Origin of the sequence: Microcoleus sp. Pol12A5, from assembly GCF_036701435.1 — a bacterium.
In the GTDB taxonomy this organism is placed as follows: Bacteria; Cyanobacteriota; Cyanobacteriia; order Cyanobacteriales; family Microcoleaceae; genus Microcoleus.
Genome location: NZ_JAUBQU010000064.1, coordinates 24,315 through 37,096, shown reverse-complemented (window position 1 = coordinate 37,096; position 12,782 = coordinate 24,315). Strand labels below are relative to the sequence as shown.

At 48.2% G+C, this 12,782-nt stretch carries 16 protein-coding genes and 1 tRNA gene; 9 read left to right on the top strand and 8 right to left on the bottom strand.

What is annotated here, in order from left to right; all coding sequences use genetic code 11:
• Window position 1 precedes the first annotated feature (1 nt).
• From QUA45_RS17610 to QUA45_RS17595, 4 genes are all read right to left on the bottom strand, one after another.
• The gene (locus tag QUA45_RS17610; protein WP_333221709.1) at window positions 2-358 is read right to left on the bottom strand and encodes a DUF5615 family PIN-like protein; all 357 of its coding nucleotides are present in this window, start codon (window positions 356-358) and stop codon (window positions 2-4) included.
• Entirely contained in the window at window positions 351-749 is a 399-nt protein-coding gene (locus QUA45_RS17605) for a DUF433 domain-containing protein (protein ID WP_333221708.1), read from the bottom strand. Before QUA45_RS17605 ends, QUA45_RS17610 begins: the two co-directional genes overlap by 8 nt.
• Window positions 750-786: 37 nt before the next feature.
• Window positions 787-999 (bottom strand): helix-turn-helix domain-containing protein, encoded by a 213-nt coding sequence (locus QUA45_RS17600; RefSeq protein ID WP_006634859.1) that lies wholly within the window; start codon window positions 997-999, stop codon window positions 787-789.
• Window positions 1,000-1,224: 225 nt separating this feature from the next.
• A tRNA-Leu gene (locus QUA45_RS17595) sits at window positions 1,225-1,308 on the bottom strand.
• Between the two features lie 228 nt (window positions 1,309-1,536).
• Between QUA45_RS17595 and accC the strand changes: the two genes are divergently transcribed.
• Window positions 1,537-2,892, top strand: a complete 1,356-nt coding sequence (accC, locus tag QUA45_RS17590; RefSeq protein ID WP_333221710.1) for an acetyl-CoA carboxylase biotin carboxylase subunit — start codon at window positions 1,537-1,539, stop codon at window positions 2,890-2,892.
• Between the two features lie 7 nt (window positions 2,893-2,899).
• Here the strand turns inward: accC and QUA45_RS17585 are convergent, their stop codons facing one another.
• Both QUA45_RS17585 and QUA45_RS17580 read right to left on the bottom strand, forming a co-directional pair.
• Window positions 2,900-3,094: a hypothetical protein gene (locus QUA45_RS17585; protein WP_333221707.1), complete on the bottom strand. Its 195-nt coding sequence runs from the start codon at window positions 3,092-3,094 to the stop codon at window positions 2,900-2,902.
• 12 nt (window positions 3,095-3,106) lie between these two features.
• Complete coding sequence (locus tag QUA45_RS17580) at window positions 3,107-3,391, bottom strand: YggT family protein (protein WP_333221706.1); 285 nt, start codon at window positions 3,389-3,391, stop codon at window positions 3,107-3,109.
• A 124-nt stretch (window positions 3,392-3,515) separates the two neighbouring features.
• Between QUA45_RS17580 and psbX the strand changes: the two genes are divergently transcribed.
• The 5 genes from psbX to QUA45_RS17555 all read left to right on the top strand — a co-directional run bounded on the left by psbX (window position 3,516) and on the right by QUA45_RS17555 (window position 8,506).
• Window positions 3,516-3,635, top strand: coding sequence for a photosystem II reaction center X protein (psbX, locus tag QUA45_RS17575; RefSeq protein ID WP_333041933.1), 120 nt, complete (start codon window positions 3,516-3,518; stop codon window positions 3,633-3,635).
• Window positions 3,636-3,920: 285 nt separating this feature from the next.
• Window positions 3,921-4,733: a Ycf66 family protein gene (locus QUA45_RS17570; protein ID WP_333221705.1), complete on the top strand. Its 813-nt coding sequence runs from the start codon at window positions 3,921-3,923 to the stop codon at window positions 4,731-4,733.
• Window positions 4,734-4,998: 265 nt separating this feature from the next.
• The gene (locus tag QUA45_RS17565) at window positions 4,999-6,123 is read left to right on the top strand and encodes a redoxin domain-containing protein (RefSeq protein WP_333097773.1); all 1,125 of its coding nucleotides are present in this window, start codon (window positions 4,999-5,001) and stop codon (window positions 6,121-6,123) included.
• A 109-nt stretch (window positions 6,124-6,232) separates the two neighbouring features.
• Window positions 6,233-7,681: a trypsin-like peptidase domain-containing protein gene (locus QUA45_RS17560; protein WP_333097771.1), complete on the top strand. Its 1,449-nt coding sequence runs from the start codon at window positions 6,233-6,235 to the stop codon at window positions 7,679-7,681.
• A gap of 204 nt (window positions 7,682-7,885) precedes the next feature.
• Window positions 7,886-8,506: a pre-peptidase C-terminal domain-containing protein gene (locus tag QUA45_RS17555; RefSeq protein WP_333097769.1), complete on the top strand. Its 621-nt coding sequence runs from the start codon at window positions 7,886-7,888 to the stop codon at window positions 8,504-8,506.
• Window positions 8,507-8,744: 238 nt separating this feature from the next.
• Here QUA45_RS17555 and QUA45_RS17550 read toward each other — a convergent pair whose 3' ends face one another.
• Entirely contained in the window at window positions 8,745-8,933 is a 189-nt protein-coding gene (locus tag QUA45_RS17550; RefSeq protein WP_333051883.1) for a chlorophyll a/b-binding protein, read from the bottom strand.
• Between the two features lie 94 nt (window positions 8,934-9,027).
• Entirely contained in the window at window positions 9,028-10,044 is a 1,017-nt protein-coding gene (locus QUA45_RS17545) for a succinate dehydrogenase/fumarate reductase iron-sulfur subunit (RefSeq protein WP_333221704.1), read from the bottom strand.
• A gap of 239 nt (window positions 10,045-10,283) precedes the next feature.
• Between QUA45_RS17545 and QUA45_RS17540 the strand changes: the two genes are divergently transcribed.
• The 3 genes from QUA45_RS17540 (at window position 10,284) to radC (ending at window position 12,559) form a co-directional block, all read left to right on the top strand.
• Entirely contained in the window at window positions 10,284-10,526 is a 243-nt protein-coding gene (locus QUA45_RS17540) for a hypothetical protein (protein ID WP_333097765.1), read from the top strand.
• Window positions 10,527-11,081: 555 nt separating this feature from the next.
• The gene (locus QUA45_RS17535) at window positions 11,082-11,705 is read left to right on the top strand and encodes an excalibur calcium-binding domain-containing protein (protein WP_333149114.1); all 624 of its coding nucleotides are present in this window, start codon (window positions 11,082-11,084) and stop codon (window positions 11,703-11,705) included.
• 122 nt (window positions 11,706-11,827) lie between these two features.
• Entirely contained in the window at window positions 11,828-12,559 is a 732-nt protein-coding gene (gene radC, locus QUA45_RS17530; RefSeq protein ID WP_333044167.1) for a RadC family protein, read from the top strand.
• Window positions 12,560-12,782: the final 223 nt, after the last annotated feature.

Below are 12,782 nucleotides of genomic sequence, written 5' to 3'. Positions count from 1 at the left end.
ATTAGGTTCGCCACTGATTAAGCCAGCGGACTTGCCCTTTCCAGTCAGCAGCTTGTGTTTCTGAAAGCAGGCGATCGAGCGAAGCAATTAGACTAGATAATGTCCAACTGTTTTGAGCAGCCAAAATGATGCCACCATGTTCGGGATAACGCTGAGCTAAAACCTGAAAATCCCGGATATTAAACTTAAAAATACACCGCCCTCGGGCTGTTGCTTCTAGCAATTGAGCCTCATCGCTAGCATTTAAAGCCATCCAGTCAATCGGTGTCCGAGTGACATCGTGACTGCGAGATAAAAGGGCCGCTTGCAAAGCTTTAATAGAGGTATCGGCATCTAGATGCAATAGCGGTTTAGACATTAGCAGCTTCGATAATTTGCTCAGCGGCAATAGATGCGTCTATTTCTTGATAGTGAGCCGCATAAAAAGCGAGAACATCGTTCACTTGATCTTCACTTAAGTCATACTCAGTGGCAATTTGGTTTGGAGAAAAACCCCATTTCCGCGCTGCGATGACTACTGTTTGCACCCGCAACCGAGTGCCGCGCAACACGGGAACGAGTTCGCCGCTAGCGCCGCGCACATAGGTGATTTCAGGAAAAGCCGGATCGTCATTCCGCTGGTTGAGGGTAGCGACTTTTTCGGCTACCGCCCAGAGGATAAACTGATCGAACGAAATGCCTTGGAGTGTTGCCAATTTTTCAGCTTCTTGCTGTAACTGAACGGGTAAGTTTAAGGCGTAGGATGTCATCGATCTAACTTCCGTTTGCTAATATAATTTCATCGGTTCATTCTTTAACAACTTCCATCAACTCCTCAATCAAAACATCGAGGGTGCGAGCTATCTTTTGAATGGATGTGATATCAACCGTTGCTAGTCCTTCCGATCGAGCATAGTGCCTGACTGTGCTGTACGGAACCTCGGATCGATCGGCAACATCCTTTAGCGTCCATCCTTTTTCGTCAGCCAACTCTCGGATTCGGAACCTAACTAAGCCCATTCTACTTGACAAACGATAACTATCTATGTGTTTAATTCAAACACAATAGTCGATCGACAGTTAAACAGTATTTTGTAGGGTGCGGATCTGTCAGAAGTTCGATCGGACTTCAGGATATCTGATGAATCCGCACCCTACGGTATTCGATCGACTTTCTAGAAAAACCACTCAATACAAAACAACTGCCGACAGCCAAAACCGTCAACAGTTGTTTTATATATTGAATGCGGATGGCGAGACTCGAACTCGCAAGGACATAATGCCACACGCACCTCAAGCGTGCGCGTATACCAATTCCGCCACATCCGCTCTTTCTGGCAATCTCCGGGATTTTTGCGTTACGAGTTAAAGATTCACAGGTTGAGGTTCCTGACATATAACTTGTGACTTGCCCTTTGACACCGCCGATTTACAATCATAGCACCACTACCAGCCAAATGTAAAATAAATTTTTGTAAACAATTTCTGCAAAACGATTATCCAGAACATACCGAAAGGCATTATTGTACAGAATATTGAGTGAATAAAGCAGCGAAGATGGGGTTCTCGAAAATTTTAATCGCTAATCGGGGAGAAATAGCTCTCCGCATACTGCGCACCTGCGAGGAAATGGGGATTGCCACGGTCGCCGTTCACTCCACCGTAGACACACACGCCTTGCACGTCCAGTTGGCAGACGAAGCCGTTTGCATCGGCCCCCCCACCAGCAGCAAAAGCTATTTAAACATCCCCAACATCATCTCGGCTGCACTGACGCGCAACGCCGCAGCCATTCACCCCGGTTACGGCTTCCTCGCCGAAAACGCCCGATTTGCCGAAATCTGCGCCGACCATCAAATTACCTTCATCGGCCCTTCTCCTGCCGCCATGCGGGCGATGGGCGACAAATCCACCGCCAAAGAAACCATGCAGCGAGTGAAAGTCCCCACAGTTCCCGGTAGCGGGGGATTGCTGGCGGACGAAAACGAAGCATTGTCGATCGCCCGCGACATCGGCTATCCTGTGATGATCAAAGCCACCGCCGGCGGTGGAGGCCGCGGCATGAGGCTAGTCAAAGAAGCATCCGAACTCCCCAAACTATTCTCAGCCGCCCAAGGCGAAGCCGATGCAGCCTTCGGCAATCCCGGACTTTACCTCGAAAAATTCATCGAAAGACCCCGCCACATCGAAATCCAAATCCTCGCCGACAACTACGGTAACGTCATCCACCTCGGCGAGAGAGATTGTTCGATTCAGCGGCGGCACCAAAAACTCCTCGAAGAAGCCCCCAGCCCAGCCCTCACCCAGAAACTGCGAGATCAAATGGGTCACGCCGCCGTCGCCGCCGCCAAATCCATCAACTACACAGGTGCCGGCACAGTCGAATTTCTGCTTGACAAATCGGGCAAGTTCTACTTCATGGAAATGAACACACGCATCCAAGTAGAACATCCCGTCACCGAGATGATTACAGGCCTCGACTTGATAGCCGAACAAATTCGCATCGCCCAAGGAGAAAAACTGCAAATCAAGCAAAACCAAGTAATTCTCAGCGGTCACGCCATCGAGTGCCGCATCAATGCTGAAGACCCCGATCGCAACTTCCGCCCTCACCCCGGCAGAATCAGCGGTTATTTGCCTCCCGGTGGCCCCGGCGTGCGGATGGACTCTCACGTCTACACCGATTACGAAATACCCGCTTACTACGATTCTTTAATCGGTAAAGTAATTGTATGGGGGCGCGATCGACCGACAGCCATCCGCAGGATGAAACGGGCATTGCGAGAATGCGCCATCACCGGCGTCCCCACCACCCTGGGCTTTCACCAAAAAATCCTCGATTCCCCCGAGTTTCTCAGCGGCGAAGTTTACACTAATTTCGTCGAACAGTTCTTGAACCAAAACAGTCATTAGTCAGTAGTCAGTAGTCAGTTGGCATTTGGCATTTGGCATTTGGCATTTGGCAGTAGTCAGTTGGCAACTGCGCGATGCCCGATGCCCGATGCCCGATGCCCGATGCCCGATGCCCCATGCCCGATGCCCGATGCCCGATGCCCGATGCCCCATGCCCCATGCCCGATGCCCGATGCCCGATGCCCGATGCCCGATGCCCCATGCCCGCTGACTCTTACATCATCATCGTCAGCAGCCCTTGCTGGCCGAGAATCATTTCTCGCAGCAAGCTACAGATACCCACCCAAATAATCGGCGTAATGTCCACCCCGCCGATCGGCGGTACAATCTTTCTAGTTAGGACTAAAAAAGGTTCCGTGGGCCAAGCAATCAGACTCAACGGCAACTTGCTCAGGTTCACCTCGGGATACCAAGTCAGGACGATCCGAAAAATAAACAGCAAAGTCATCACGACTAGGACAGAGCCCAGAATCCAACTTGCAACGGTAATACCAGTCATGGGTCTTATCTCGAAATCTTAAGTTTTGTTAAGTCTGCCATTCATAATTTTAACCGTTTGACAGGTGCGATCGAAAGTATAAAATTAATAAAAATCAAATTGTTGTAACAAAGGCTTTGAATCTATGACTCCTTCTCTCGCGAACTTTTTGTACAGCCTGCTGGTGGGCGTGACAGTGGTCGTGATTCCAGCAACGATCGCCCTGATCTTCATCAGCCAAAAAGACAAAATCAAGCGCACCTAAAAAAGTCTGCGGGTTTCTAAGTCCGGCATGAAAGCCAATTTTAGGCTACAGGTCGGGCTTTTCCCCTATCCCATAAACCTCGGCTGCAAGCAACTGTGAAGGCAAAACCTTCGGTTGACTGCTTTCGCTGAGGTTTTTTCCCGTTAAACTCATTACTATAAAGCTCACTTACCAAGCTGAAACCCTGACCGGAGGCTGCCCCAGAAAGCACAGTCGGGCTGGCAGACTTAATAATAGATGTAAAATCTAACTCGCTAACATAGGAAAGACATAGGAGATAGGCTAATGGTCAATTTAGGATTGAACTGGAGCAGCCTGCTAGGGATTATCCTAGCAGTTGCAGGGGCGGGACTCTATTTTCTGCGATCGTGGCGTCCCAAACTAGCCCGAGACCACGATATTTTTTTTGCAGCAGTCGGCTTGCTGTGCGGGGGTATTCTGTTATTTCAAGGGTGGCGGCTTGACCCAATTCTGGCATTCGGTCAATTTCTGCTCAGCGGTACCGCCATATTTTTTGCAGCAGAAAGCATTAAGCTGCGAGGAGCGACCACAGCCCAAGCCAAAAGCCGCGCCCAATACGTCGATGAAGAGCGACCAGTCAGCAACGCCTACGGTTACGATGGCTACGATGCCGAAATTGAGCAGCTAGAACCAGAGGAAGACTATCCGCAGCGTCCCCGGATCAGAGGCAGCCAAGACTACCGTTCCTCCCGGGAAGCCTACGACGACGAACCCCGCCGCCGCCCCTCGAATCGCAACGGCAGCGTTAACACCTCCAGGCCCGACTCGCCCGATCGATCGTCGTCTCGCAAACGTCCCTCTCGCCCAGAAGCCCCCCCTGCCCAAGAGTCTGACAACTGGGACGTTTCAGACACCCCCGAAGAAAGACCGACCCGCAGCCGCGGCAGTCGCCCCCCAGCTTCGGAAAACCGCAGTTCCGATACGCCGCCGAGAACCAAAAAACCCCGTCCTACGGAATCATCCAGGTCTCGCCCCAGCAACCGCGACGTGGAAGCACCGCCGTCAGACTACGTGGAGTATCGACCTGTAGAATACCCGGAAGACCAACCGGATAATTCCCCCAGTTTCGACAAATAGGCAAATACTAAGTAGATGGGTGAAACTAAACATTTCTCGTACCCGCCGGCAAAAAAAATAATTTGCGTTTATTGATGCCCATCTACTTATTCTCAGATATTAAAGTGATTAAAAAAACTGTAAATTGCGAGTGTGAAACCCCATACCAACGCAAATATACACAAATAAAAGCTATTTTTTTTTATTATTTTGACATACCCAATCTGTGGAACTAATCGACAAAATAATAATCTAAATATAAAATCCCAAATCTTAAATCAGCAAGATGCCATTACTTGAAATAGGAGACCCGGCTCCCTGGTTTTCCATTCCTTCTACAAATAATCCCTTATTTCATTTCCAGACAGTTGGCGGCAGGCGAGTCGTACTCTTTTTCTTGGCCAGCGCAGCTTTTGAACAAATCCAAGTTATCCTCAAAAGCTTTCAAGAGCTTTCAGAAGAATTCCAAATCTTGCAAGTACCGAGGTTCGGAGTGAGCGTTGACCCCGCAGACAAAGAACAAAACAGACCGACAACAATTGCTCCGTCACTCATATTTTTCTGGGACTTAGACAAAAAAGTCAGTCAGCAGTACGGTGTTTTCCGAAATGTCGAAGAAAATGGAGTTGCCGGAGTTCACTATGCACCACAAACTTTTATTCTCAACGAAAACCTTCAGGTAATTAATATTTTGCCGATGGGCGAACCGCACCAACACGCCCAGCAAGTATTAGATTTTATCAAAACTTTGCCCCCTATTGAGGAAGCCCGAACAGCCACTCGCCACGCCCCGGTGTTGGTAATTCCTAATGTTTTGGACAAAGCTTCTTGCCGCAATTTAATCGATATGTACAAAGCTAATGGTGGCAGTCCCTCGGGATTTATGAGGCAAATAGACGGGAAAACAGTTGGCTTGCACGACGACACTTTTAAGAAGCGCCGAGATTTCTTTATTCAAGATGAGGATTTCCAGCGACAATTGAATGCGATTATTCTACGCCGGGTGCGGCCGGAAGTAGAGAAAGCTTTTCAGTTTACAATTACTAGGTTTGAACGGTATTTGATAGGTTGTTACGATGCTGACAGCGGCGGTTATTTTCGGCCGCACCGCGACAACACTAGCAAAGCTACGCTGCACCGCAGGTTTGCGATGACGCTAAACTTGAATGTGGGAGAGTACACGGGGGGATTTTTAAGGTTTCCAGAGTACGCGCCGCACGGTTATAAAGGCGATTCTGGCACGGCGATTATTTTTTCGTGTTCTTTGCTGCATGAAGCGACCCCAGTGATTAGCGGCCAGCGTTTTGCTTTGCTGTCTTTTTTCTACGGCAATGAGGACGCTGCGGTGCGACAAGCTAATTTTAAGTATTTAGCTGCTGATTCAGATTTCCCAATTGGAGAACCGGCGTAAGGAAAGTCACTACCGTGGTGCAAGTCCTAAAATAATTACAGAAGGTAGTTAGCGGTTAGCGACCAAACCTAATTGCTAGCTACCGATCGCTAAATAATAATCGATAGCCATGAATTTCAAACTTCTAAGTTTAGCAGTATCGGGAATTTTAACGGTTGGGGTAACAGCCAGCACTGCTGCGGTTGTTACGACATCCCCTGTGCGGCAATCAACAGATGTAACGGAATTTAACTCGGTGCATTCCCAAGGTGCGATCGCCCAAAATGTCGAAGAACAAACCAATATTCGGGTCTACGAAAAGGCTAGTCCGGCGGTTGTTACCGTCGATACAGATAAATCTAACGGCAGCGGCACAATTATCAGCCCCGACGGCATGGTGTTAACGAACGCCCACGTTGTTGCCGCAGGCGGTACGGTCAATATCATTTTGTCAGACGGCAGAAAACTTGTGGCCGATGTCGTCGGCTTTGGTGAAGAAGGTCTAGACTTAGCCGTGGTTAAAATTCGCGGTCAAAATAATTTGCCCACCATTCCTTTAGCCCGTCCCGGTTCGGTGAAAGTCGGGCAACAAGCATTTGCGATCGGCAATCCCTTCGGTCAATTTCAAGGTACTTTTACAGTCGGAATCGTCAGTCGCATCGACCAGCAGCGGGGCTTAATTCAAACCGACGCCGCCATCAATCCCGGCAATTCAGGAGGCCCACTGCTCAACAGTTCAGGAGAATTAATCGGCGTCAATACTTCTATTTTTACTCGCGGTCGGGGCGGAGGTAATATCGGTATCGGTTTTGCAATTTCAGCAGACAAAGTACCCGCTTTCCTGACAGCGGTACGAGAAGGGCGAGCTCCCCGCGTGGCTCAAACCCGATCGCCCTTTGGCAACAAATCACCTCAAAAAGTTGCGTTAAACGGGCCCGCCCTCAGCGGCAAACTCACCAACCAGTCTAGCGTGCTGCCCGCAGACAACAGCTTTTTTGACCTCTACTCCTTTGAGGGAAAAGCGGGCCAGCAAATCACAATAGAAATGAAAAGTCAAGAAATTGACCCTTATTTAATTTTGCTCGGACCCAACCAGCGCGAAATCGCGCAAGACGATGACGGGGCAGGCAGTAAAGACGCCAGAATTACAGTCAGGCTGCCTGCAGACGGGACTTACACGTTAGTAGCAAATTCCTACGAAGCTAGGCAGTCAGGGGCTTATACGTTAGAACTAAAAGCGAGTGCTCCTACCGCGCCTTCTCGGGCGATTTTGCAAGAAGAAGGCGCTTTAGTCGCAGGCGGTCCAGTATTGCCGTCTGACAACAGTCTGTATCGCGAGTATACTTTTGAAGGTCGATCGGGTCAGTCTGTAACCATTTCCCTCGAAAGCACAGATTTTGATCCCTATGTGGCTATCTTTGGCCCTAATAGCCGATTAGTGGCAGAAAATGACGATGCGAGCGATTCGACTAAAAATGCGTTTCTAAGCGTTACTTTGCCCGCTACGGGTCGCTACCGCGTAATTGTCAATGCTTACGATGCTTCGGGCCGGGGTCGTTACACTCTAACTGTCCGGTGAAAATGGGTAATTGGTAATTGGTAATCGGGAATTGGTAATTGGGAATTGGTAATTGGGAATTGGTCGAATTATTTTTCTTCCTACTTCCTTCCATCGATTAAATCCCGTACATTGCTCGTTGCCGAACTTCCTTCTTCCATCCGTTAAATCCGTTACACTCATCCGTTGCCGAACTTCCTTCTTCGTTGCAAATCGAGGTAATTCATGCGTCAAGTTAGATTTTGGGCGATCGCGCCAATTGCTCTGGTAGCTACTTTTTCTGGTAAGCCGACTCTCTCCCTGCCAGTTTCAAATTCAGGTGGAGTTGCTAACAGTATTTCCACCGTCATTTCAGGAGAAATTCCTCAAAATTTACCTAACGCGAAGCCGACTGACAAGGCTGTTTTAGCGCAAGCAAGCCCCAGCCCGTCACCATCACCACAGAGTTCGCCAACTCAGAGCCCAACTGTAGAACCTCCGCCGAGTCCTGATGCGGGTTCATCTAAGGTTATTTTAGAGCAAAACGGAGAACTCAGCCCTGCTAAGTCTTCTGTACTGCCTTCGGACAGCAGTTTGTACGACGAGTATACCTTTGAAGGCACTCAGGGTCAGAAAGTGGTTGTTACGGTTGAAAGTACCGAGTTTGATACTTATCTCGCTATTTTCAACTCCCAGGGCGAGCTACTTGCAGAAAATGATGATGCCACGCAGCAAAATTCCAATTCAGAGCTTACTGTTACCTTGTCTGCGAACGGTCGCTACCGGGTTATTGTCAATGCTTACGATCCGCCTCCAAAAGGTAGAGGCAAGTACAGTTTGACTGTCCGCGAAACAACTGGAAATTAGTTTAAACGAAACTTCGGAGTCAGGGCACGGCATTGCCGTGTCCCTATAATTCTAGAACGATCGCACTTACTTGTAGTGCGATCGACTTTGGTACCTTCATGTGTTATCTGAAACTAAAAAAGTCATAATTTTGCATTTATAATTTGATAAATTGTATTTTAAATAACTCTTAAAAGTAGAATAGAAGCTGAAAGAGCGATAAATTTTCAACTTCCATTCTTGATTGATTGAGACTAATTTAACGCAGCCCCAGCCAGGTAAAAAAATCCTGGCGGGTGAAGAATTCTAGAAGCAAAAGCCCCACGAATCCCACCATCGCAAATCTGCCGTTGATTTGTTCTGCATAGGCATTCCACCCAAAGGCTGGTTCTGGTTTTGGGGTATTTGGGGTTGTCGGTTTTGGGGATGGAGGAGTTTTGGCAGTCATTTAAAAGTTTTAAGTTTCGAGTTTTGAGTGATGACTTTTCAGAAGCTTTACGATCGCACAACTTGTAATTTACCAGGAAAATGACACCCCATGCCTAATCTGCTGACTTTTCTAAACTTTGAACCGATTCAATCAGATTTCGCACGGTTTCGGTACCTTCAGAAGGCTCAAAAAACAGCGGGAACTTGCCGCGAGCGATCATTCTCAAACCCAACGGGCCCAGACTCAGCAAACCTTTAACGTCGCGGAAGTAATTTCCTACTACTTCGATGCCAAATTTGCGCTCATCTATCCAGCCACCTTCTTTGACGAGCTCGATTAAGACTTTGCGGTGACGAATTGATCGACTGGCTTGGTCGTCTTTGCGATCGAGAATCTCTTGTTTAATCTTACCAATTTGATCCATCGGCGCGACTTCCATCGGACAAACCGAGTTGCAGTAGTAACAGCGAGTGCATCCCCAGACCCCTGCGGTGCCTTCGTTGTATTTTTCGAGCCGATTTTCGGTTTCGCTGTCGCGGGAGTCGGCGATCGTTCGGTAAGCTTTGGCGAGGGCGTGGGGGCCGACAAATGCCGGGTTGACTTCGCGGGCGTTGCACTCAGAATAGCACGCACCGCAGAGGATGCAGTTGCCAGTTTGGTCGAGTTTCGATCGCTCTTCTGGAGTTTGCAGAAATTCGCGTTCTGGAATTGATCGCGAGGCGGTGCTGACATAGGGTTCAACTGCTTCTAGGTTGTGCCAAAAACTGGTCATATCAACAACCAAATCTTTAATAACCGGCATATTTCCCATTGGGGCGACGGTGATTTCTGGGATGAAATCGGTAGGCATTTCTGCTGAGCAGGAATCTGCTATTTTTTGCAGTCTTGCGAGTTCGCTGGCTACGTTTTCTTTGCAAGCTAATGCTGAGCGACCGTTAATTCGCATAGAACAACTGCCGCAAATTGTATTGCGGCAATTTTTGCGAAAAGCTAAAGTGCCGTCGTGTTCCCATTTAATACTGTTGAGGCAGTCGAGGATGGTATTGCTCTCTTCCACATCTAGGGTGTAAGTGTGAACCCGGGGAGCCTCGTTTTGATTTTGGCGCACTACATTAAAGCGGACTTTCATATTTTGATTAAGGAATTTAGTTTCTATTTTAAGCTAAATTTTTGACATTTTTAGAAAGCTATTATTTTTTTAACCACTACCTTAAGTAAGAGATTTAAAAAAAAATTATTATTGTTTGATAAACATGAATAATTCTCAAGTTATAAATCCTAAATTACCACTTTTTTAAGCGGATTTGTGAGCTATTAATTGGAGATAAAAGTAATTAATTACTGCAATTCGCTAGTCGGAGGTGCGTGATGTCCAGCTTGTTTGTATTAACTTTTATGTTTTCCACACCGGCTTTTTGTCTGGGTCTGCTAAATCCTCAATGGGTGGGACTGGCAACTCGCAAGCGATCGGCTGCCTTGTACGGCGGCTTGATGGCAGTTTCGTTTGTTTTGCTTGGGGTTACAGCACCTAAGACGCCACAACCAGTTTCATCCGGGCTGCTGGCCTCAACTGAATGGCCAGAATTTATGGTAAGCGCACCTTTGCGCTGAAGATAGCTGGGTATGCATTTCACTTTTTTGGCAGCATTACAAGAAATTTTACCAGGACTTACGGCTAGTTGGGGCCAGAAACGTAGTTTTTTAAGAAAAATACTTGGTTCTACTCATTTACTGCAATTAAAAACTCCGGTTTATAGGCGTCGGAGTGCGATCGCAAACTGTAGGAAAAAATTGTGGCTTTAATAAGTAGAAATACCCTAACAGGACTTACGCAAAAACTCGGTTTATTCCAGAAATCGTCGCTTTTTAGATAAATATTGACGCCTAAACCGGGGTTTTGGTCTTTGAGTGCGTCCAGGACTTACTTAGAAACCCGGTTGCACCAGGGTCTGGTGTCCAACGTTCTAGTTTGCTTCGTAAATCATAGGGATTTGTGAGTTAGCCGGCAGATAAATAAGCAAGTTAACTTCTCAGGACTGACGCACAGGGATTAAAGAACTCAGGTTGTTTAAACAGATATCCTTCTTGCTTCACCTCGGATTTTGGTAAAAGAAACCCGGTTTCGGCGTCCTGGATGACTTCTCTTTTTTACTGCTAAAAATCGCTATGTTTAATTTTTTCGTCTTAAGCTTTTTATTGTCGATCCCTGCTTTCTTTCTGGGTATTGTTAATCCGAAATGGGTTGGCGCACCAACCCGCAAGCGATCGATCGCGATGTACGGCGGGTTGATGGCAGCTTCGTTTGTACTTGTTGGCGTCACTGCACCCCCTCAGTCTCAGGGAGTTTCGGTGGCACTTCCGGCCCCAAGCGCTCCGCTAGTATCATCTCAAACCGCTAAGCCGTCACTGCTTTTGGCAGTGCAGACACGCAAGTCGGAGACTGTCAAAACGCCGGCACAAACACCGAAACCTGCAATTTCTGCGAAGGTACCTGCACTTGCCAAACCAGGGCCCGATCGCAAATTGCCATCTTCAGCCAAATCTGTTGAGCGAACCGCAGAGATTGCTCTTGATACACAGCAGCCAAAGGAAGATACCAAGAAAGTTATTTATGAGTCTTCTAAACCAAAGGTTAAAAATGCCGATTTTCCGAGTTGCGTTAACTCGGATTGCAACTGTTCTGACTTTGCGACTCAAGCCGAAGCCCCGCGAGTTTTAGAGGCATATCCGGGCGATCCGTTTAAGCTCGATCGAGATCGAGACTCGATCGCTTGCGAAACACTGCGTTAGATTTAATCTGCCAACAGCCTCGGTTAATGATGAAGGCTTTTTTGGGTGATTGTACGAATTGAAGAACGCAAATCGATCGGCTAAAATCATCTAATTGTTGAGCTTGCGGTGCGGGTGCAGCTATGACTTACAGCTTGAGAATTGTCGATTTGCCAACGAGTGAACGGCCACGGGAACGGTTGATGGCGGGTGGCCCGAAAAGTTTGGCGACTGCAGAATTGATTGCAATTCTCCTGGGTACTGGTCAGGGACCCGGCAAACTTTCCGCCGTCGGGCTCGGACAGTATATTTTAAATCAGTTGAGTTTGCATTCCCGCGATCCTGTGGCTGTGCTACGCACTATTAGCGTTCAGGAGTTGACGCAGATTCACGGGATTGGCCCTGCTAAGGCGACTTCGATTTTGGCTGCAGTGGAGTTGGGGAAGCGGGTATTTCAGTCGCGGCCGCCGGAAATGGCTGTGGTTGACTCTCCGCAAGCGGCGGCGGATGCCCTGAGTCAGGATTTGATGTGGCAGTCTCAGGAACGCTTTGCTGTGGTGCTGCTGGATGTGAAAAATCGGCTGCTGGGAACTCAGGTAATTACGATCGGCACAGCCACGGAAACTTTGGCTCACCCACGGGATATATTTCGGGAGGTGATCCGCCAAGGGGCGACGCGGGCGATTATCTCGCACAATCACCCCTCCGGGATTGTGGAGCCAAGCCCGGAGGATATTGCTTTGACGCGACAGTTGCTGGCGGGAGCGCAGTTCTTGTCGATTCCGCTGCTCGATCACTTGATTTTGGGGAATGGGGATTTTCGGAGCTTGCGGCAGACGACGACGCTTTGGGACGAGTATCCCCAGGGCGATTGAATTTTTATACTTAACTAATTTGATTACTATCATTAGTTATTTGTATCTTTGGCTCTCCGACGGCCCAATCAGCTCTGACAGCAGGCAAATTTTCCAGATGGAGTCCCCCGCCAGAGCCTGTTTTGGCTGAATGTCGCTGCTGATACTTAGTTTCGACCACAACTCGGTTAATCTAGTATAGGTAGGCTGAAGAGGTCGCTAATCCGATTTTTTTTGAGCATAC

Excerpts from the sequence above, each read along its gene's own strand:
- QUA45_RS17560 (WP_333097771.1), top strand. The coding sequence starts at position 6,233 with ATGAATTTCAAACTTCTAAGTTTAGCAGTATCGGGAATTTTAACGGTT.
- QUA45_RS17585 (WP_333221707.1), bottom strand. The coding sequence starts at position 3,094 with ATGGGGCATCGGGCATCGGGCATCGGGCATCGGGCATCGGGCATGGGG.
- psbX (WP_333041933.1), top strand. The coding sequence starts at position 3,516 with ATGACTCCTTCTCTCGCGAACTTTTTGTACAGCCTGCTGGTGGGCGTG.
- QUA45_RS17565 (WP_333097773.1), top strand. The coding sequence starts at position 4,999 with ATGCCATTACTTGAAATAGGAGACCCGGCTCCCTGGTTTTCCATTCCT.
- QUA45_RS17555 (WP_333097769.1), top strand. The coding sequence starts at position 7,886 with ATGCGTCAAGTTAGATTTTGGGCGATCGCGCCAATTGCTCTGGTAGCT.
- QUA45_RS17535 (WP_333149114.1), top strand. The coding sequence starts at position 11,082 with ATGTTTAATTTTTTCGTCTTAAGCTTTTTATTGTCGATCCCTGCTTTC.
- QUA45_RS17610 (WP_333221709.1), bottom strand. The coding sequence starts at position 358 with ATGTCTAAACCGCTATTGCATCTAGATGCCGATACCTCTATTAAAGCT.
- radC (WP_333044167.1), top strand. The coding sequence starts at position 11,828 with ATGACTTACAGCTTGAGAATTGTCGATTTGCCAACGAGTGAACGGCCA.
- QUA45_RS17545 (WP_333221704.1), bottom strand. The coding sequence starts at position 10,044 with ATGAAAGTCCGCTTTAATGTAGTGCGCCAAAATCAAAACGAGGCTCCC.
- QUA45_RS17580 (WP_333221706.1), bottom strand. The coding sequence starts at position 3,391 with ATGACTGGTATTACCGTTGCAAGTTGGATTCTGGGCTCTGTCCTAGTC.
- QUA45_RS17600 (WP_006634859.1), bottom strand. The coding sequence starts at position 999 with ATGGGCTTAGTTAGGTTCCGAATCCGAGAGTTGGCTGACGAAAAAGGA.
- QUA45_RS17550 (WP_333051883.1), bottom strand. The coding sequence starts at position 8,933 with ATGACTGCCAAAACTCCTCCATCCCCAAAACCGACAACCCCAAATACC.
- QUA45_RS17605 (WP_333221708.1), bottom strand. The coding sequence starts at position 749 with ATGACATCCTACGCCTTAAACTTACCCGTTCAGTTACAGCAAGAAGCT.
- accC (WP_333221710.1), top strand. The coding sequence starts at position 1,537 with ATGGGGTTCTCGAAAATTTTAATCGCTAATCGGGGAGAAATAGCTCTC.
- QUA45_RS17570 (WP_333221705.1), top strand. The coding sequence starts at position 3,921 with ATGGTCAATTTAGGATTGAACTGGAGCAGCCTGCTAGGGATTATCCTA.
- QUA45_RS17540 (WP_333097765.1), top strand. The coding sequence starts at position 10,284 with ATGTCCAGCTTGTTTGTATTAACTTTTATGTTTTCCACACCGGCTTTT.